The 17,840-nt window shown below is 65.4% G+C and carries 16 protein-coding genes and 2 pseudogenes; 12 read left to right on the top strand and 6 right to left on the bottom strand.

Annotation, left to right across the window (positions count from 1 at the left end; translation table 11 throughout):
* Nucleotides 1-49: 49 nt before the first annotated feature.
* The gene (locus AXW67_RS28850; protein ID WP_063680620.1) at nucleotides 50-1,672 is read right to left on the bottom strand and encodes an MDR family MFS transporter; all 1,623 of its coding nucleotides are present in this window, start codon (nucleotides 1,670-1,672) and stop codon (nucleotides 50-52) included.
* Complete coding sequence (locus AXW67_RS28845) at nucleotides 1,614-2,867, bottom strand: HlyD family secretion protein (RefSeq protein WP_063680619.1); 1,254 nt, start codon at nucleotides 2,865-2,867, stop codon at nucleotides 1,614-1,616. The genes AXW67_RS28850 and AXW67_RS28845 overlap by 59 nt, the downstream gene beginning before the upstream one ends.
* A 91-nt stretch (nucleotides 2,868-2,958) precedes the next feature.
* On the opposite strand from AXW67_RS28845, the gene AXW67_RS28840 reads away from it, so the two are divergent.
* The 8 genes and pseudogenes from AXW67_RS28840 (at nucleotide 2,959) to AXW67_RS28810 (ending at nucleotide 10,562) form a co-directional block, all read left to right on the top strand.
* Nucleotides 2,959-3,633: a TetR/AcrR family transcriptional regulator gene (locus AXW67_RS28840; protein WP_063680618.1), complete on the top strand. Its 675-nt coding sequence runs from the start codon at nucleotides 2,959-2,961 to the stop codon at nucleotides 3,631-3,633.
* 139 nt (nucleotides 3,634-3,772) lie between these two features.
* Nucleotides 3,773-3,946: pseudogene (locus AXW67_RS44435) on the top strand (MarR family transcriptional regulator); the annotation flags it as partial.
* A 1-nt stretch (nucleotide 3,947) separates the two neighbouring features.
* A pseudogene (locus AXW67_RS44430) lies at nucleotides 3,948-4,139 on the top strand (MarR family transcriptional regulator); the annotation flags it as partial.
* Nucleotides 4,140-4,152: 13 nt separating this feature from the next.
* On the top strand, nucleotides 4,153-4,923 hold the full coding sequence (locus AXW67_RS28830) for an enoyl-CoA hydratase (protein ID WP_027552188.1): 771 nt from the start codon (nucleotides 4,153-4,155) through the stop codon (nucleotides 4,921-4,923).
* A gap of 119 nt (nucleotides 4,924-5,042) precedes the next feature.
* Complete coding sequence (locus AXW67_RS28825; RefSeq protein WP_063680617.1) at nucleotides 5,043-7,124, top strand: methyl-accepting chemotaxis protein; 2,082 nt, start codon at nucleotides 5,043-5,045, stop codon at nucleotides 7,122-7,124.
* 131 nt (nucleotides 7,125-7,255) lie between these two features.
* On the top strand, nucleotides 7,256-8,197 hold the full coding sequence (locus AXW67_RS28820; protein ID WP_063680672.1) for a dihydrodipicolinate synthase family protein: 942 nt from the start codon (nucleotides 7,256-7,258) through the stop codon (nucleotides 8,195-8,197).
* A gap of 287 nt (nucleotides 8,198-8,484) precedes the next feature.
* Nucleotides 8,485-9,885 carry a selenium-binding protein SBP56-related protein gene (locus tag AXW67_RS28815; protein WP_063680616.1) on the top strand — a complete coding sequence of 467 codons (1,401 nt, stop codon included), beginning with the start codon at nucleotides 8,485-8,487 and terminating at the stop codon, nucleotides 9,883-9,885.
* An 83-nt stretch (nucleotides 9,886-9,968) separates the two neighbouring features.
* Entirely contained in the window at nucleotides 9,969-10,562 is a 594-nt protein-coding gene (locus tag AXW67_RS28810) for a hypothetical protein (RefSeq protein WP_145927943.1), read from the top strand.
* A gap of 3 nt (nucleotides 10,563-10,565) precedes the next feature.
* Here the strand turns inward: AXW67_RS28810 and AXW67_RS28805 are convergent, their stop codons facing one another.
* Genes AXW67_RS28805 through AXW67_RS28795 form a run of 3 tightly spaced genes read right to left on the bottom strand, consistent with a single transcriptional unit; the run spans nucleotide 10,566 to nucleotide 13,144 of the window.
* Nucleotides 10,566-11,264 (bottom strand): DUF1045 domain-containing protein, encoded by a 699-nt coding sequence (locus AXW67_RS28805; RefSeq protein WP_063680614.1) that lies wholly within the window; start codon nucleotides 11,262-11,264, stop codon nucleotides 10,566-10,568.
* A gap of 18 nt (nucleotides 11,265-11,282) precedes the next feature.
* Nucleotides 11,283-12,476, bottom strand: coding sequence for an alpha-D-ribose 1-methylphosphonate 5-triphosphate diphosphatase (locus AXW67_RS28800; RefSeq protein WP_063680613.1), 1,194 nt, complete (start codon nucleotides 12,474-12,476; stop codon nucleotides 11,283-11,285).
* Nucleotides 12,473-13,144 (bottom strand): transferase hexapeptide repeat family protein, encoded by a 672-nt coding sequence (locus AXW67_RS28795; RefSeq protein WP_063680612.1) that lies wholly within the window; start codon nucleotides 13,142-13,144, stop codon nucleotides 12,473-12,475. The genes AXW67_RS28800 and AXW67_RS28795 overlap by 4 nt, the downstream gene beginning before the upstream one ends.
* Nucleotides 13,145-13,318: 174 nt before the next feature.
* Here AXW67_RS28795 and phnC point away from each other — a divergent pair, with 174 nt between their 5' ends.
* The 4 genes from phnC to phnE (AXW67_RS28775) all read left to right on the top strand — a co-directional run bounded on the left by phnC (nucleotide 13,319) and on the right by phnE (AXW67_RS28775) (nucleotide 16,929).
* The gene (gene phnC, locus AXW67_RS28790) at nucleotides 13,319-14,128 is read left to right on the top strand and encodes a phosphonate ABC transporter ATP-binding protein (RefSeq protein ID WP_063680611.1); all 810 of its coding nucleotides are present in this window, start codon (nucleotides 13,319-13,321) and stop codon (nucleotides 14,126-14,128) included.
* Nucleotides 14,129-14,186: 58 nt separating this feature from the next.
* Nucleotides 14,187-15,122, top strand: coding sequence for a phosphonate ABC transporter substrate-binding protein (phnD, locus tag AXW67_RS28785; protein WP_063680610.1), 936 nt, complete (start codon nucleotides 14,187-14,189; stop codon nucleotides 15,120-15,122).
* 77 nt (nucleotides 15,123-15,199) lie between these two features.
* Nucleotides 15,200-16,084 (top strand): phosphonate ABC transporter, permease protein PhnE, encoded by an 885-nt coding sequence (gene phnE, locus AXW67_RS28780; protein ID WP_063680609.1) that lies wholly within the window; start codon nucleotides 15,200-15,202, stop codon nucleotides 16,082-16,084.
* Nucleotides 16,081-16,929, top strand: a complete 849-nt coding sequence (gene phnE / locus AXW67_RS28775; RefSeq protein ID WP_063680608.1) for a phosphonate ABC transporter, permease protein PhnE — start codon at nucleotides 16,081-16,083, stop codon at nucleotides 16,927-16,929. The genes phnE (AXW67_RS28780) and phnE (AXW67_RS28775) overlap by 4 nt, the downstream gene beginning before the upstream one ends.
* A gap of 173 nt (nucleotides 16,930-17,102) precedes the next feature.
* On the opposite strand, the gene phnF is transcribed toward phnE (AXW67_RS28775), so the two are convergent.
* A complete protein-coding gene (gene phnF, locus AXW67_RS28770) occupies nucleotides 17,103-17,834 on the bottom strand; it encodes a phosphonate metabolism transcriptional regulator PhnF (RefSeq protein WP_063680607.1) in 732 nt (243 codons plus the stop codon).
* Between the last annotated feature and the right edge of the window lie 6 nt (nucleotides 17,835-17,840).

Genomic DNA, 17,840 nt, shown 5'->3' with positions numbered 1-17,840 from the left:
AGGGTGACGGCCGCGCAAAGTTGCAGGCAAAGATGTGAGGGATGAAGCTCTAGTGCGCCGGTCCGCCGGCCGCGCCCTTGACACGCCGCATCAGCAGCACGGCGATAGCGGCCAGCACCAGAACCACGCCGATCACCGCAAACGTGTCGGAATAGCCCATCACCAGCGCCTGGCGCTTGACGGTCTTGCCGAGCGCGATGATCGCCTGCTCGCGCGCGGCGTTGGGGTCGGGCACGCCGTGCGCCATGAAGTAGTTGGTGAGCTGCGCGATGCGGGTGCGAACCTCCTCGCGGCCGAGCGTGACCGAATGGCCGATGATGTTGGAATGGAACTGCTCGCGCTTGGTGACGATGGTTGCGAGCACGGCGGTGCCGATCGCGCCGCCGAGATTGCGCATCATGTTGGAAATGCCGGAGGCGGCGGGCGCATCCTGCGGCGCGACGCTGCCGAGGCTGAGCGCGGAGAGCGGCGCCAGCGTCAGCGCCTGGCCGATCGCGCGGACGACGTTGGGGGCGAAGAACTGATCGCCGGAATAGTCGAGCGACATCATGATATTCATGAATGAGCTCGCGGCGAACAGGAGCAGGCCGACGGCCGCGATGTAGCGGGTGTCGAACCGTTGCATCAGCTTCGGCACCAGCGGAATCAACAGAAGCTGCGGCAGACCGGTCCATGCCAGCACGTTGCCGATCTGCTCGGCATTGTAGCCCTGCACCTGGCCGAGATAGGCGGGCAGGAGATAGACCGAGCCGAACAGCGCGAAGCCGAGGAACACCGAGGCGATCGTGCCGACGCCGAAATTCCACTGCGTGAGCAGCCGCAGGCGCAGCAGCGGCTTTTCGACCACCAGCTCGTTATAGATGAACAGCGTCAGGCTGACCGCCGCGATGATGGCAAGCCGGACGATGAAGGGCGAGCCGAACCAGTCGTCCTTGTTGCCCTCTTCCAGCACGGCCTGCAGCGAGGCGAGGCCGACCGCCATGGTCGCGATGCCGAACCAGTCGCCCTCGCGCAGCAGGCCGAGCTGCAGGGGCTGGCGCTCCAGCGTGAAGAACAGCGTGATCACCATCACCGCGGTGGGCACGACGTTGACGAAGAAGATGGTCTGCCAGCCGTAATTCTCGGTGAGATAGCCGCCGATGGTCGGGCCGATCGCCGGGGCAAAGGTGACGGCGAGCGAGAACATCGCCAGCCCGATCGGCTGCTGGGCCTTCGGCAGTTTGGTGAAGACCAGCGTGAAGGCCATCGGAATCAGCACGCCGCCGAAGAAGCCCTGGAAGCCGCGCATCGCGATCATCGAGGGCAGATCGTGGGTGAAGGCACAGGCGACCGAGAATGCCGCGAACAGCGTCGCGAAGCTCAGCATGATGTTGCGGAAGGAGAACACCCGGGACAGATAGTCGGTCAGTGGAATGACGATGATCTCGCCGATCAGATACGAGGTCGAGATCCAGGACCCGTTGTCGACGCCGGTGCCGATGCCGCCCTCGATGTTGAGCAGCGAGGCATTGGTGATCTGGATGTTCAGGATCGCCATGAAGGCGCCGATCATCGCCGCGAACACGGCAACCCAGATCGTGGCGCTCGCGCGGTTCGGATCGACGGCAGCGCGATCAGGCGTCGCGGCCGGCGTTGCGGCTATTTGCGTCGAGAGTGTGAGGCTGTTTGACATGGCACGATCCTCCGGAAACGAGTTTTGCCTTGGGCGCCGTTGCCGCATTTGCAGTCGGCGCTCTCGATCGCGTTGCGATCGTCGGAATCACGGACATGCCGGGCCGCAGCGCGATCGCTGGCGCAGTCTCGGCATCCAGCGCGATCTTGACGGGGATGCGCTGCACCACCTTGGTGAAATTGCCGGTGGCGTTGTCCGGCGGCAGCAGCGCGAACTCCTGGCCGCTGGCCGGCGCGATGGAATCGACATGACCGTGCACGATCTGGCCCGGGAACGTGTCGACCTCGATCTCGACGGTCTGCCCGGCGTGCACGTTGGTGAGTTGAGTCTCCTTGAAATTGGCGACCACATAGGCGCCTTCGGCCGGCACGATCGACATCAACTGGGTTCCGGCCTGCACGTACTGGCCGACGCGGAGCGTGCGGTTGCCGACGACGCCGTCGAGCGGGGCGACGATCGTGGTGTAGCTGAGATTGAGCTCGGCCTGCTGCTCGATCGCCACGGCGCGCGCGGCCGCGGCCCTGGCTTGCACGATCTCGGCCTTCAATAGGTCCACCTGCTTGAGGGCGGAGACGAGATTGGCGTTGTCGCGTGCGATCGCGGCGTCCGCGCCGGCATCGCGCGCCTGCGCCTGCTGCGCATTCTGCACGCTGCCGTAGCCGGTCGCGGCGAGGTCGGTGTAGCGCTTGTTCTCCTGGCTTGCGAATTTCTTTGACGCGGTGTCGACGTCGATGGTCGCCTTGGCCGCCGCGATTACCGCCTGCTGCACCTCGAGCTGGGCCTCCTTGCTCGTCACCGTCGCGTTCGCGGCGGCGACATCGGCCCGGGCCTGGTCGAGCGCGACCTTGAAGTCACGGCTGTCGATCCGCGCCAGCACCTGGCCGGCTTTCACATGCTCGTTATCGCCGACCAGGACGCGGTCGAGATAGCCACTCACCTTCGGCGCGATGGTGGTGTTGTCGGCCTTCACATAGGCGTCATCAGTGGAGACCAGGAAGCGGCCGACCGTCCAGTAGTCGTAGCCGTACCAGCTCGCTCCCGCCAGCGCGACCGCCGCCACCCCCGCCAGCAACACCTTGCGAAAGTTTAGCTTTTGACGAACAGCCGAGGACGCCGGAGCGGGCAGAATGCCCTCTAGCGCAGTCGTTGGAACCACAGTGGCTTCGGACTTGGACGGGCTGGTGTGGACGGTCATGACCGGCTCCCCTGAATTAGGAAACTTGACGATTTCCAAAATAGGACTAGCTTTGAGACTGTCAATGGAATGACAGGCATCATGTAAAAACATGGCTCAGGCAAAATATTCAACGGCAAGTTCTTCAAGGGAATGCCGCCCGCGCGGGCGACCGCAACTGCGCAGCGACGAGGAGACGAAGCAGATCGTTTTCGACGCCGCCCGGCACGCTTTCGCCGTCGACGGCTACGCCGCGACCAGCACCGAAGAACTGGCGCGCCGCGCCGGCATCTCCACCAAGACGCTCTATAGGTTGTTTCCGGGCAAGGCCGCATTGTTCGAGGCCATGTGCGCGGATCGGCTCGAGCGGCTGCTCTCAGACGTCCATCTCCAGGCGAACGACGAGGTCGATATCGAAACGGGCCTGCGCGCGGCGCTGCTCGCCTGCGCCGATCTCGCGCTCGATCCCGAAGTCGTCGCGCTTCAGCGCATCATCTTGCAGGAGTCCGCCGAATTCCCCGAGCTCGCCGCGACCTTCTACAAGAACGGCATCATGCGCACGGTCGCCGCGCTCGCCGGCTGGCTGCGCGCCCAGGTCAAGCGCAAGCGCATTGCGATCGACGATGTCGAGGAAGTTGCCGGCATCTTGATCGGCATGATTGCCTCGGCGCCGCAGCGTGCCGCGATCTTCGGCGGCGTGCCTTTGCCGTCGCGCAAGGACATCGCGCGGCGCGTGCGCGTCTGTGCCGCGCTGTTCCTCGACGGCTGTCGCGCGAAATCGCCCTAGCGGCCGCCGCTCTTTGACAATTCTGTCGCGTCGGCTATATATTTCGCATGCGAAGTAAATTGGTGGGCGCGTGAGCGCGCCGAGGCATCACCGGCTGATCTACCTGTTGAGCGTCGCGCAGCGGCGGCTGCAGCGCTGGATGGCGTCGCAGCCCGAAGGCGAGGTGACGCCGGCGCAGGCGGGTCTGTTGTTCATCCTTGGCAGGCAGGATGGCATCCTGATGGGCGAGGCGGGGGCTGCGCTCGATCTCGGGCCGGCCGGCATTTCCGGTCTCGTCGACCGCTCGGCCGCCGCCAAGCTGGTCGAGCGGCGGNGATCGCGAGGACGGTCGGGCCTGGCGCGTGTGGCTGACGCCGAAGGGCCGCTCTGCGCTGGCGCAGGCCAAGGCCGCCGCGGCGGAGGTCAATGCGGCGCTGACGCAAGGATTTACCAGCGCGGAGATCGACGTCGTCGCGCGCTGGCTGACGAGCATTCAGGACAAGTTTCCAAGAAGCCCAGAGGAATAAGAGGAGCAGACCAATGGCCGAGCAAGTGCGGATCGAGAACAGCGGCGGAATTCTCACTCTCACCCTGGCGCGTCCCGACAAGAAGAACGCGCTGACGGATGCGATGTACGGCAAGCTCGCCGACACCATCGAATCCGCCGAATCCGATACCTCAGTGCGCGTGCTGCTGATCCGCGGGGAAGGCGACATGTTCACTGCCGGCAACGATGTCGGAGAGTTCGCGGCGGTGGCGAGCGGCAAGTCCGAAGGCAGCCGCAACGTTGTGCGCTTCATCCAATCGCTGGCGCGCTGCACCCGCCCGCTGGTCGCTGCCGTGCAGGGCCGGGCCGTCGGCGTCGGCACCACCATGCTGCTGCATTGCGACCTCGTCGTGCTCGCCGACAATGCGCAATTGTCGACGCCGTTCGTCAGCCTGGCGCTGGTGCCGGAAGCGGCCTCGAGCCTGCTGATGCCGGCGCGCATCGGCTACGCACGTGCCTATGAAATGTTCGCGCTGGGCGAAACTGTCCCTGCCAAATCTGCGCTGGAATGGGGCTTGGCCAATCGCGTCGTGCCGCTCGACAAGCTCGACGCCGAAGCGCTCGCGCTGGCCCAGCGCCTGGCTCGCCAGCCGGCCGGCGCGCTCACCGCCACCAAGCGGCTGATGCGCAACGGCGAGGCCCTGGTCGCGCAGATGAATGCGGAGGGCGAGCAGTTCGCGCAGCGCCTCCGCACGGCCGAGGCGCGCGAAGCATTCACGGCCTTCGCCGAGCGCCGTCCGCCCGATTTCACCAAAGTCGCATGATGTCCGAGGCCTGAAGCGCCGGGAGATCGGGAGTTGTCCGCAATTCGATTGAAACCTTAACGAAACGTTGGCATGTCGCGATGCAAGGTGGCCACCAGTGAAGACTTGGCCCCTTGCGCATGGCAATGTTTAAGAAATCGGTAAGCACGCTCCTTCTGGTTTTGATGGCCTTGCTGGCCGTCGGGGCCCTGACCAGCACCGCGATCCAAATGGCCGGCGCCTTCGGCCGCTATCGTGACAGCCTCGAGACCGGACGACTGGCGGCTGCCGACAAGGCAATCTTCCATGGCGTGCTGTCACTGCGCAACAATCGCGGCGACGCCCAGAGCGCATTGCTCGGCGAGGACGATCCGCGTACCAAGCTCGGTGAAGCCGAAAAGGCCGAGCAGGCGGGCTTTGAGGCCATCGTCGCGGCGCTTTCCACCATCGAATTTGCCGGGCGCGACGAGCTCGCGAGCACGCTGAAGCAGCGCTGGAACGAAGCCGCGCCGCAATTCCAGCTGTTCTATGACGAGGCGAGGCACCCGCGTGCCGAGCGCAAGCTGGAGCGGACCGGTGCCTGGTACGATGCCGTCACCAAGGTCATCGACACCGCGAACCTGGCATCCACGGCGGTGTCGAACCGCGCCTGGATGAACGACCCTTTCATCGCTCGCATGATTCAGGTCCGCCGCCTCGCCTGGCAGGTGCGTGATCGCTACGGCATCCAATGCTCGACGCTGCGCCCCAATATCAACAGCAGCAAGCCGCTCGACGAGGCCCAGAAGCAGACCGTTGCCGGCTGGAGCGGCATCGTTGGCGCCGGCTGGACCGGCATGGGCGAGCTCCTGGCCGCGCCTGACGTGACGCCGGAACTGGTCAACGCGGCGAAGGCCGCACGGGTCAAGACCGACGGCGTTCTCAAGCAGATCGGTGACCTCACCAGGAATCTCGACGGCAGTGGTCGTCCGGCGCTGCCTGCGTCGGAATGGAACGCGCTCTGCCAGTCGCCGTTTGCGCCGATCGTCGCTGTGGCGAACGAGGCGCTGGACCAGTCGATCGCGCGCGCGGAGACGGTTCGGGAGAGGGCCCTCACCAACCTCGTCGTGCAGTCGCTCGCGTTCCTGCTTGCGCTGGCCGTGACTCTGGCCGGCGTGTTCGTGGTGCGTAGTCGCCTGGTCCGCCCGGTCCGCGCCATCCTGGACGCCATCGCGCGCATCGGCGCGCGTGATTTTGCGACCCCGGTTCCGCAGTCGAAATATCCCGACGAGTTCGGCACCATGGCAGCTGCGCTCGAAAGCCTGCGCGAGAGCGCGGCGACTGCCGAGCGGCTGGGCCAGGAGCGCGAATCGCAGCAAGCCTTGCAGCTCGCGCGCTCCGGCACCGTCGATGCCGCCTGCCACAGCTTTGACGACACCGTGCAGGCCGTCATTCAGAGCGTTGCGGCATCGGCCAAGGAGCTTGATGCCACGGCGACGGGCATGCGTTCGCTGGTTTCGGAATCGAGCAGCCAGACCGCGGCGGTCTCCTCCGCCGCCGAGCAGGCCACCAACAATCTCGAAACCATCGCGGCTGCGACCGAAGAGCTCTCCGCCTCCGTCGGCGAAATCTCCGCGCAGGTGCAGGCGAGCGCACGCGAGGCGCGCGAAGCGGTGTCGCAGGCCGAGCAGACCAACGCGACGGTCGAGATCCTCGACCAGACCGCGAGCCGTATCGGCGAAGTCGTGAAGATGATCAATGCCATCGCCGGCCAGACCAACCTCCTGGCGCTGAATGCGACCATCGAGGCGGCGCGCGCCGGTGAAGCCGGCCGCGGCTTTGCCGTCGTCGCCGGCGAGGTCAAGAGCCTTGCGGCGCAGACCGCGACCGCGACGGAAGAGATTTCGCGGCAGGTCGAGGAGATCCAGGGCGCTACGGGGCAGGCGGTTGCCGCGATCCGATCCATCGGCGGCGCCATCAGCGGCATCGACGAGAAGATGACGGCGATTGCCGCCGCCGTCGAAGAACAGCGTGCGGCGACCACCGAGATCTCGCGCAACTTCCAGCAGGCTGCACAAGGCACCCGCGAGGTCACCGACACCATCGGCGGCGTCGCCAGCCTCAACCGCAAGACCGGCAATGCCGGAAACGTGCTGTTCGAATCGGTCAGGAAGATGTCGGTCGATGCCGACCGCCTCCGCGTCGCGGTCGAGGGCTTCCTCGGGGCAGTGAAGACCGCTTAGCCACAATATTTCTCCGTCCCATCGGTGCGCGGATCGGCATTGCCGCAGGTCCTCGCCCCGAGTACATCTGTGCCGCCGCGCCAAGCGCGCGCTGCGACAGAGTTACGAGATCATCAGGGATGGAGAGTTCGATGCCGGTCACGCCAACACCTAAGGCCCAGCGCCCCTATCGCGGCGTGTTCCCGGTCGCGCCCACCATCTTCGACGATCGCGGCGAGCTCGATCTCGAGGGCCAGCGCCGCTGCATCGATTTCATGATCGATGCCGGCTCGAACGGCCTCTGCATCCTCGCCAATTTCTCCGAGCAGTTCGTGCTCACCGATGCCGAACGGGAAACCGTGATGCATGCGGTGCTGGAGCATGTTGCGGGGCGGGTTCCCGTCATCGTCACCACCAGCCATTTCAGCTCGGCCGTCTGCGCCGCGCGCAGCAAGCAGGCTGAAGCTGCGGGTGCGGCCATGGTGATGGTCATGCCGCCCTATCACGGCGCGACGTTCCGGGTGCCCGAGAAGGGCATCGTCGAGTTCTTCCGCGTGCTCTCGGATGCGATCAATATTCCCATCATGATCCAGGATGCGCCGGTGGCGGGCACGCCGCTCTCGGTCGAGTTGCTTGCGCGGTTGGCGCGCGAGTTCTCCAACATCCGTTACTTCAAGATCGAGGTACCCGGCGCCGCTGCGAAGCTGAGGAGCCTGATCGAGGCGGGCGGCAGCGATATCGAGGGGCCCTGGGACGGCGAGGAAGCGATCACGCTGCTCGCCGATCTCGATGCTGGCGCGACCGGCGCAATGACCGGCGGCGGCTATCCCGACGGCATCCGCCAGATCATCGATCCCTATTTCGCAGGCAAGCGCGAGGAGGCGAAAGCCGCCTATGAACGCTGGCTGCCGCTGATCAACTACGAGAACCGCCAGTGTGGCCTGGTCGCCTGCAAGGTGATGATGCAGGCCGGCGGCGTGATCAAGTCGGATGCCGTCCGGCATCCCCTGCAGCCGCTGCATCCGGCGACGCGTGCGGGCCTCCTGGAGCTGGCCAAGGAGCGCGACGCACTCGCGCTGCGCTGGGGGAAGTAGCGCGCCACTCGCTCGGCCGGCGTTGGATATCTCAGCTGTCGTCCCGGCGAGGGCCGGGACGACACTGAAGGTGAGGTGCGCACTCGAGCACCATCTCATCAGCCCATTTCGCGTGACGGCGTCGAATTGGCGCGGTTCGGCCGGTTTTCTGCAGCCCGGCGATCACGTATTGTATGCCGGCCAACCGGGCCCTGCGGAGCACTTTCAAGACATCGCGCAACACCTCTTCATTATGTCGTTATCCCGAGCCAGGTTGGCGCGAACCGACGAAACAGGGAGGCAGTGCCATGACGATGAGGCCAGATCCGACCTTTCACGCATCGCCCAAGCTGGCGATGGAAGCTCCTGCGGAGAACTTTGCCTATACGCTGCTGCTCAGTCCGGATTTCTCAAAGCCGGACGCTCTGGCGGTCGTCGACGTCAAGCCGGGATCGCCGACCTACAGCCAGATCGTCCACACTGTGACGATGCCCAACAAGGGCGACGAGTTTCATCACTTCGGCTGGAATGCCTGCTCCTCCGCGCTGTCGCCGCTCGCGGGACACGCCTTCATCGAGCGGCGCTATCTCATCATCCCCGGGCTGCGCTCGTCGCGAATCTACATCATCGATACCAAGCCCGATCCGACCAAAGCCAATATCCACAAGATCATCGAACCCGAGGAGGTCTTCAAGAAGACCGGCTATTCGCGACCGCATACCATCCATTGCGGGCCGGACGGCGTCTATGTGAGCACGCTGGGCGGCGGCGGCAAGGACGGCACCAACGGGCCTCCGGGCGTCTTCATCATGGATTGCGAGACGTTCGAGGTTCTTGGACGATGGGAGATCGATCGCGGTCCGCAGACGCTGCACTATGATTTCTGGTGGAACCTGCCCCGCGACTACATGGTGACGAGCGAATGGGGCTTGCCGCCCCAGTTCGAGAACGGGATCGTCCCGGAGGACCTGCTGTCGAACAAATATGGCCATCGTCTCCACTTCTGGGATCTCCGCGCCCGGCGCAACGTGCAGACGATCGACCTCGGCGCCAATCATCAGATGGCGCTGGAGGTACGGCCCGCGCACGATCCGGTTCGCGAATACGGCTTTGCCGGCGTGGTGGTCGACACCACCAATCTCGAAGGCTCGATCTGGACCTGGTGGCGCGAGGGCGGGAAATTCCATGCCGAGAAGACGGCGACCATCCCGCCGGAGCCAGCAGCCAAAGAGAAGCTTCCGCCGCTCTTGCAGGGGTTTGGTGCCGTCCCGCCGCTGGTGACCGACATCGATCTGTCGATGGACGATCGGTTTCTCTACGTCTCCTGTTGGGGCACCGGCGAGATGCGCCAGTACGATGTCAGCGATCCCAGAAAGCCCAAGCTTGCAGGCTCGGTGCACACCGGAGGCATCGTGCGCCGCGCGTCGCATCCGAACGGCAAGGCATATGCAGGTGGCCCGCAGATGGTCGAGATCAGCCGCGACGGCAGGCGCGTGTACTGGACCAATTCGCTCTATTCCACCTGGGACGACCAGTTCTATCCCGATGGGATGCCGGGCGTCGAAGTCATGGCCAATGTCGGTGGCAGCGGCGGCCTCGAGCTCGCCAAAGATTATTTCGTGAGCTTCCCCGACGGATATCGTGCGCACCAGATCAGGCTGGAGGGCGGCGATTGTTCGACGGACTCCTTTTGCTACCCGTCGGCCTAGATTGGGGGCACGCGAGCCCGACGCTCGGCTGGCTGTGGCTCGCCCTTGTTGCGAGCGGTCTCTATCACGGGGTCAATCCGGGGATGGGATGGCCGCTCGCCGTTTCAGCCGGGCTCATGGACAAGAGCCCGCGCGCGCTGTTCCGTGCGCTGTGGGCCCTGTCGGCCGGGCATCTGCTGGCAACGCTTCTCGTGCTGCTGCCATTCGCGTTCCTGCTGGTGCTGGCCGAGTGGCAGCGTGCGATCCAGATCAGTGCAAGCCTTCTCGTCATCGGCTTCGGCGTCTATCGGCTGATCGTGCGGCGCCATCCGCGCGCGCTGGCGCGAATTCCGCCGACGCAATTGGCGGTCTGGTCGTTTGCGGTCGCCATTGCTCACGGCGCCGCCCTGATGCTCGTGCCGATCTATCTCGGGCTCTGCCAGGCCTTCGACCTCGATGCCGGCCACGAGGCCGCCGGCGCGCTGATGAAGGCAAGTCTCGCGATGGCCGTGCTGGTGTCCCTGGTGCACGTTGCCGCCATGATCGGCGCCGGCGGATCTCTGGCGTGGCTGGTCTACCGCTATCTGGGATTGCGGTTCGTCGCGCGAAGCTGGTTCAATCTGGATGCGATCTGGGCGGCCAGCCTCGTTCTGGTCGGCGCCGTGGCGCTCGGCTTCAATCTTGCGAGCTGGCGCTGAGGTCTATCGCGTCAAAGGCCATTCACCGATGATACGGAAGCGTGCCGTCGTGTCGTCTTGCTTGAACAGTGCGATGCGATTGATCGCGAGCGTGGCGAGATGGAGCGTGACAAACCGTTGCCGCAGCATCTCGATGATCGGCCCGCGCCGCTCCGCGTCCAGCCGTCCCGTCAGCGTCATGTGGAAGCGGAACTCTTCCATCACGTAGGGGTAGCCCCAGCGGTCGAGATAGTCGCGCTGCCGCTCGCTGAGCTTCTCGGGCTTGCGCCGCGCACGATCGTCGGCAGTCAGGGCGGCGCGGAAAGCGTCGAAATCGCGCGCGCAATCGGCGGCAAGCTGCTGGAGTGCATCGACCGGCTCGGCCGGAATGACGGCAATGAAGCCGCTGATGGAGTCGACGACGGGGCGGATCACCGGAATGCGCCGCGGCCTCGCGGCGAATGTCGCGCAGGCGGCGGCGAGCTCGGCCTCGGTCTTTCCGGACGTCAGTGCCATCGGCGCCTTCAGCGTGGCGTGAAAGCCGTATTTGCGGGGATCGGCGCTGACGTCGCGCCAGTCCGGTGCGACGCGCCGTGCGTCCTCGGGGAAGGGCAGCTCGTTGCCGGAGTGAGCGTCATAGCCGAGCAGCTCGGCGCCAAAGCGCGAGAGCGCGCTGTCGGCGTCGGCGGCGTAGTAGATCGCGTAGCGCGGGAAAGCTGTCATTGCTCCAGCATAGCCGGTCTAAGCCGCAACGACAGCTTCGCGCGGCGTGGCCGCCGGGCCGAGCAATCGTGTCGCATCGGTCAGGTGCACCAGTCGGCCTGCGGCGATCACCGCAACGAGCCGCGGCCGCAGCGGCACGGTGTCGTCGACGAGGAGGATGTCGGCGCGCCGTCCTTCCGCGAGGGTGCCGCGATCGGCAAGGCCGGTTGCGTGCGCGGGCCCGGCCGAGACCAGATTCCAGGCTTCGGTGAGCGGCAAGACGCCGTCGGCGGCGAGCCGGAATGCGGCGAGCAGCGGCGCGGGATAATAATAGTCCGACGCCAGCACGGAGCAGAGCCCCTTGGCGATCATGTCAGACGCCTTGGTCCAGCCGGTGTGGCTACCGCCGCGCACGACGTTCGGCGCGCCGTAGACGATGGCGTCGCCGTTGGCAGCGGCGTCCCGCGCCGTCTCTTCATTGATCGGAAACTCGGCGATCGTCGCGCCCATGGTGCGATATTCCCGGCGCATCGCCGGCGTTCCGTCGTCGTGCGACAGCATCCTCACCTCGGCAGCGCGTGCAGCCGCAGCGAGTCGCGCGATCGAGGCCGGCACCTCAGTGGCGCGCGACACCACGTGATCGACCAGCCGGTCGAAGTCTTCGTTCGACAGTGCCGTGCGCTCCACCATGCGGTTGCGCTTACGCGGCTTGGCCATGTCGGCAACGGTGCCGTCCATGTGGTCGTTGAAGGCGAACAGGTCGACACGGCCTTCGACGAGCCATTGGCCGATCTCGGTCTCGGCATCGAGATTGTAGGTCTCGTGCCGCAGATGGAAGCGGGTGTCGGCGGCGAATTGCGGGCGCTGGCGCTCGATCGCCTCGAGCAGGCGCCGCGCATTGTCGCCGCTGCGCAGGCCCGGCTCCCACGACCAGGTCGTGGCGTGGAACACCGTGGTGATGCCGTTGCTGATCGCCTGGCGGTCGCTGTCGGCGAGCGCGACGTCGATCGGGAAGTCGACGCCGGCGCGCGGCATCATCTGCCGCTCGAAGGCATCGCCGTGCAGATCGACGATGCCGGGCAGGACGAGCAGGTTGCGCGCGCTTATTGCAAGCCGGGCACGGCCGCGAGGAGCATCGATCCCTGCAATGTCCTGTCCGGACACCGCAAGTGAAGTTTCGACGAGCTCGGAGCCGATCAGGGTCCGGCCACCTTCAAGGAAAATGTCTGTCACGCGACCGCGCTTCGTTGGCTGGCAAGAGAACTTGTAATGGAACTCGCGCGTGCTTCGTATGTCGACAGGAAATCTTCAATCCCGAGCTTGCGGAAATCGGGCAGGGCCTCACGCAATTTGTCGTGATCCCAATCCCACCACGCGAGCCTGGCGAGCCTTCCGGCGATCTCTTCCGAGAAACGCCGCCGGACGATCCGCGCCGGATTGCCTGCGACAATAGTATAAGCCGGCACGTCCTTGGTGACGATGGCGCCGGCCGCGATCACCGCGCCGGTGCCGATGTTGCGGCCGGGCAGCACGATCGCGCCATGGCCGATCCAGACGTCGTGGCCGATATGGACGTGATGCTGGCGCCGCCAGTCGAAGAACTCGGAATCGTCGCTCTCGCCCGCGAAGTAGGCGCTCGAGCGATAGGTGAAATGGGCCTGCGTGGCGCGATGCATCGGATGATTGCCGGGATTGATGCGCGTCATCGCCGCGATCGAGCAGAATTTTCCAATGGTGGTGTAGGTGATCTGCGCGTCGTTCACGACGTAGGAGTAATCGCCCATCGCCACTTCATGCAGGATCGTGCGCGCGCCGACCTCGGTGTAGGCGCCGAGCCTCGTCTCATGCAGCTTCGCCGAGGGATCAATGGTCGGTTCGACCGAAAGCATTTTGGCGGCCATGTTGCATCCGAAAGCGCGAGGGCGGGCGTCCGTCTTCGAGCGGCTCGATGACAACGTCATGACGCAGTGATGACAGGGGACGAGGTGTGTTGGATCGCCGCACGGCCACGCACGTGTCACACAAGTGTCAAGCGTCGGCGTTAGCGGTGGCAGCCAGCTACTTTGGAGCACTGCATGCTGGTGGTGGAAGGCCTGACGTGCCGCTTCGGCGCAAAAGCCGCGGTGGACGACGCTTCGTTTCAAATTTCCCCCGGCGGCTTCGTTGGCGTGATCGGACGATCCGGCGCCGGCAAGTCGACTTTGCTGCGGACCATCAATCGCCTCGTGACGCCGACACAGGGTCGCATCCTGTTCGAGGGCGTCGACGTCACCGCGCTGCGCGGCAAGGAGCTGCGGCAGTGGCGGGCGCGATCGGCAATGATCTTCCAGCAGTTCAACCTGGTCGGCAGGCTCGATGTGCTGACCAACGTTCTGATGGGGCGACTCGCGGCGATCCCTGCCTGGCGTTCGCTCACGCAGGTCTGGCCCGAGCAGGACAGGGCGCTGGCGATGTCGGCGCTCGAGCAGTTCGACATCGCCTCGCTCGCCGCCCAGCGTGCCGACCAGCTTTCCGGCGGCCAGCAGCAGCGCGTTGCGATCGCACGCGCGCTGGTCCAGCAGCCCGACATCATTCTCGCCGATGAGCCGATCGCCTCGCTCGATCCGCGCAACACCAAGATCGTGATGGATGCGCTGCTCCGCATCAACAAGCACTTCGGCATCACCGTGCTGTGCAACCTGCATTCGCTCGATCTGGCGCGCAGCTATTGCGACCGCCTGATCGGCATGGCGGCGGGCCGCGTGGTGTTCGACGGCGCACCGTCCGCGCTGACTGATCATGTCGCGCGCGAGCTCTATGACCTCGAAGCCGCCGACGTCATGGGCGGCATGCCCGTGCCGGCGCCCGCAGGCGTTCCCGCGCTCGGGACCGCGGCGGCAGCCTGAACCGGCGCCTATGTTTTCAGTTTCGCGTCAACCGACCCCAACCGATGAAGAGGGTATCATGATTACTCGCAGACTAGTCCTTGCCGGCGCCGCCGCGCTGGCCTTTGCCGGATCCGCCTCCGCCGAAGACTGGAAAGCCAAATATCCCGAACTCACCTTCGCGGTCGTTCCGGCCGAAAACGCCTCCGGCGTCACCGAGCGCTGGACGCCGTTCGTGGAATATCTGTCGAAGCAGCTCGGCGTGAAGGTCACGCTGCGGATCGCCAACGACTATGCCGCCGTGATCGAGGGCCAGCGCGCCGGCAACATCCACATCGCAAGCTACGGCTCGGCATCGTTCGCGCGCGCCCGCCTGACCGGCGTCAAGACCGACGCCTTCGCCAATGACATCAACGCCGACGGCTCGACCGGCTATTACTCGGTGTTCTTCGTCAAGGCGAGCAGCCCCTACAAGAGCGTCGATCAGCTCAAGGGCAAGAATCTCGGCCTCGTCGATCCGAACTCGACCTCCGGCAACAACGTGCCGCGCTTCGAGCTCGACAAGATGGGCATTCCGGACGCCGACACCTATTTCAGCAAGGTCGTCTTCACGGGCAGCCATGAGAACGCGATGCTGGCGCTGGCGCAGGGCACGGTGGACGTCGCGGCCAACCAGTGGACCAGCGACGATGATTCCACGCTGGCGCAGATGCTGACCAAGGGCATGCTGAAGAACGCCGACGGTTCGGCGATGAAGAAGGACGATTTCCGTATCATCCACAAGTCGGCGCCGATCATCAACGGCCCCTACGCCTACAACACCGACCTGCCGGAAGACGCCAAGGCGGCGATCGCGAAGGCGTTTTTCGAGGCGCCGACCAAGGACAAGGCGGCGTTCGAGCGCCTCTCCGACGGCCAGAAGAAGGGTTTTCATCCCGCGAGCACCAAGGATTGGGATGGCACGATCGAGCTGATCAAGTTCGTCGATGCGCTGCGTAAGAAGAAGGCGTTCTGAGTTTCGGGACGACGCACTGGAGCCGGGTCGATGGACCCGGCTCTTCCTCTTTTTGACGGGCCACGTTCCCTGATCAAATGACGCTCGCGGTTTCGATCCTTCCCGAACAGCAATTGGCCGCGCTCAATGCCGCCTACCGCCAGGCGGTCACGCGCAAGCGGCTTCGTCTCCTGTTTGGAATCGCGCTGTTCGTCGCCGCCCTGATCCTGTCGGCGATCGGCGCGGAAGTGAACCTGCGCACGCTCTTCACCTATTTCGGCAACTTCGTCAGCTATTTCGACCGCATCCTCACGCTCGACAGTGGCCAGCGCGTCTGGACCGATGTCGGCGAGTGGCTCTGGGGCTGGCGCAAATGGCTGAAGATGCTCGGCGAGACGCTGCTGATCAGCTATGTTGGCACGCTGATCGGTGCCGTCTTCGCCTTCGCGCTCAACTTCTTCGCCGCGGAGAACACCTCGCCGGGGCCCTGGCTGCGCTTCCTCGTGCGTCGACTGCTTGAATTCGCGCGCACGGTGCCGGGCATCGTCTTCGCGCTCATCTTCGTCATTGCCTTCGGCCTCGGACCGATGGCGGGCGTGCTCGCGATTGCGATCCACTCCACCGGTGCGCTCGGCAAGCTGTTCTCGGAGATCGTCGAGAATGCCGACATGAAGCCGGTGGAAGGCATCCGCTCGACCGGCGCGAGCTGGCTCTCCTGCATGCGCTTCGCCGTCGTGCCGCAGGTTACTGCCGGCTATGCCAGCTATGCCCTGCTGCGCTTCGAGATCAACGTCCGCGAAGCTTCCGTCATGGGCTTCGTCGGCGCCGGCGGCATCGGTCAGGAGCTCGTCGTCGCCATCCGCAAGTTCTACTATTCGGACGTCAGCGCGATCCTGCTTACCATCATCGTGACGGTCTTCATCATTGACATCACGACCGGCTGGTTGCGCGGCCGCCTGTTCGGCAAGGAGGCGCGGACGTGAGCAAGCCTCAGGAGGTCGACACCGCACGGCTTCGCGCGCGTTATCCCGATGTGTTCGACCGGCCGGCCTCTGCACGCCTCGCAACGCCTCTGGTGCTCGCCGCCGCTCTGGCCGTCTTCGTGTTCGGCCTGGTCGATCTCGACTTTTCGCCGTCGCGCCTCATCTCGGGGCTGAGCCAGCTCGGCTGGATCAGCATGATGATGATCCCGCCAGATCCCGGTGCGTCGCTGCCGCTATATCTGCAGGCGCTGGGCGAGACGTTGTCGATCGCGCTGCTCGGCACCTCGCTCGCCGCGCTGTTTGCGCTTCCGGTCAGTCTGCTCGCCGCGCGCAACGTGGTGCCGTCGAACATCTTTCGTTTTCCGGTCCGGCGCTTCCTCGATTCGATCCGCGGCGTCGATACGTTGATCTGGGCGCTGGTCTGGATCAATGTCGTCGGGCTCGGTCCGTTTGCCGGTGTGCTCGCCATCGCGGTGTCGGATTTCGGTGCCTTCGGCAAGCTGTTCTCGGAGGCGATCGAGGGCGCCGACCAGAAGCAGGTCGAAGGCATCCGCGCCTCGGGCGGCAGTGCGCTGCATGAGATCAGGTTCGGCCTGATGCCGCAGGTGCTGCCCGTGATCGCCGGCCAGGTGCTCTACTTCATCGAATCGAACACGCGCTCGGCCACCATCATCGGTATCGTCGGCGCTGGCGGCATCGGTCTTCAACTCGCCGAGCAGATCCGCGTGCTGGAGTGGCAGAAGGTGTCGTTCCTGATCCTGATGATCCTGGTCGCGGTCGCCGCGATCGATTTCATCTCGGGAAAACTCCGCTTCGCCATCATCGGGCGGCGCGCGGTGGCCTGATCACAGACCCCGTAGGGTGGGCAAAGCCAAGCGTGCCCACCGTTCACGTCGACATCGCGGGAAAGATGGTGGGCACGGCGCGCGAAGGGCGCGCCCTTGCCCACCCTATGATTCTCACCGCGAGCGAAGCTCGTCGCGACCCCGTAGGAACGGGGAGAGGGAGAACAGGCAGCTCACCCGTTCTCCACCAGGAATTCCACGCGCTCCGCCGCGAAGCGCGAGTGCTTGGTTACCAGCGGTTTGCCGTCGAGATCGAGGTCGGTGGCGTCGACCACCAGGATCGGCCGGCCGAGCGCCAGATCGAGCCGCGCGGCGTCGGTCGCGTCGACGATGCCGGCGGTGATCCGGGTCGCGCCGCGCTGGTAGTCGCGGACGCCGTAATGCTCCAGCAGCTTTGTCATCGAGCGCGTGGCCGCGAACACGGTGCCCGCGTTCGGAAACAGCTCTGCTGACAGCCAGGTGGTGGAGACACAGATCGGCGTGCGGTCGGCGAGGCGAATAGCTTCGATCCGGACGAGCGGTGCGCCGACCTTCAGGCCGAGCTCCCGCGCGAGCTCACGGGTTGCGACGTCTTCCGAAGCTTCGATCAACTGGCCGCGTGGCTCGCGGCCGCCGGCGCCGACGATCTCGGAAAACCGCGTGCGCGAGCGCAGCGGGTAGGCGAGGCGCTGTGCCTCGACATAGGTTCCGCTGCCGCGCTCGGCCCGCACGAGGCCGCGCTCCGCAAGCGCGGCCAGCGCGCGTCGCACGGTGTGGCGGTTCACGCGATAGGTTTCGGCGATCTCCATCTCGCCCGGCAGTTTGTCCCCGGCGGCAAAGCGGCCGTCGGCGATGCCGCGCTCGATGCCGTCGGCGACCAGGCGCCACAGCGCGACTCCGGAAGAAGCGGTGTCCTGCATACTCATGTCGAC

The organism is Bradyrhizobium neotropicale (genome assembly GCF_001641695.1).
Classification (GTDB): domain Bacteria; phylum Pseudomonadota; class Alphaproteobacteria; order Rhizobiales; family Xanthobacteraceae; genus Bradyrhizobium; species Bradyrhizobium neotropicale.
Note: the sequence above shows the minus strand (reverse complement) of the source record. Positions and strands in the feature narration are given on the sequence as shown.

Coding starts and splice junctions, on each gene's coding strand:
- AXW67_RS28850 (WP_063680620.1), bottom strand. CDS start 1,672: ATGTCAAACAGCCTCACACTCTCGACGCAAATAGCCGCAACGCCGGCC.
- AXW67_RS28845 (WP_063680619.1), bottom strand. CDS start 2,867: ATGACCGTCCACACCAGCCCGTCCAAGTCCGAAGCCACTGTGGTTCCA.
- AXW67_RS28840 (WP_063680618.1), top strand. CDS start 2,959: ATGGCTCAGGCAAAATATTCAACGGCAAGTTCTTCAAGGGAATGCCGC.
- AXW67_RS28830 (WP_027552188.1), top strand. CDS start 4,153: ATGGCCGAGCAAGTGCGGATCGAGAACAGCGGCGGAATTCTCACTCTC.
- AXW67_RS28825 (WP_063680617.1), top strand. CDS start 5,043: ATGGCAATGTTTAAGAAATCGGTAAGCACGCTCCTTCTGGTTTTGATG.
- AXW67_RS28820 (WP_063680672.1), top strand. CDS start 7,256: ATGCCGGTCACGCCAACACCTAAGGCCCAGCGCCCCTATCGCGGCGTG.
- AXW67_RS28815 (WP_063680616.1), top strand. CDS start 8,485: ATGACGATGAGGCCAGATCCGACCTTTCACGCATCGCCCAAGCTGGCG.
- AXW67_RS28810 (WP_145927943.1), top strand. CDS start 9,969: ATGGGATGGCCGCTCGCCGTTTCAGCCGGGCTCATGGACAAGAGCCCG.
- AXW67_RS28805 (WP_063680614.1), bottom strand. CDS start 11,264: ATGACAGCTTTCCCGCGCTACGCGATCTACTACGCCGCCGACGCCGAC.
- AXW67_RS28795 (WP_063680612.1), bottom strand. CDS start 13,144: ATGGCCGCCAAAATGCTTTCGGTCGAACCGACCATTGATCCCTCGGCG.
- phnC (WP_063680611.1), top strand. CDS start 13,319: ATGCTGGTGGTGGAAGGCCTGACGTGCCGCTTCGGCGCAAAAGCCGCG.
- phnD (WP_063680610.1), top strand. CDS start 14,187: ATGATTACTCGCAGACTAGTCCTTGCCGGCGCCGCCGCGCTGGCCTTT.
- phnE (WP_063680609.1), top strand. CDS start 15,200: ATGACGCTCGCGGTTTCGATCCTTCCCGAACAGCAATTGGCCGCGCTC.
- phnF (WP_063680607.1), bottom strand. CDS start 17,834: ATGAGTATGCAGGACACCGCTTCTTCCGGAGTCGCGCTGTGGCGCCTG.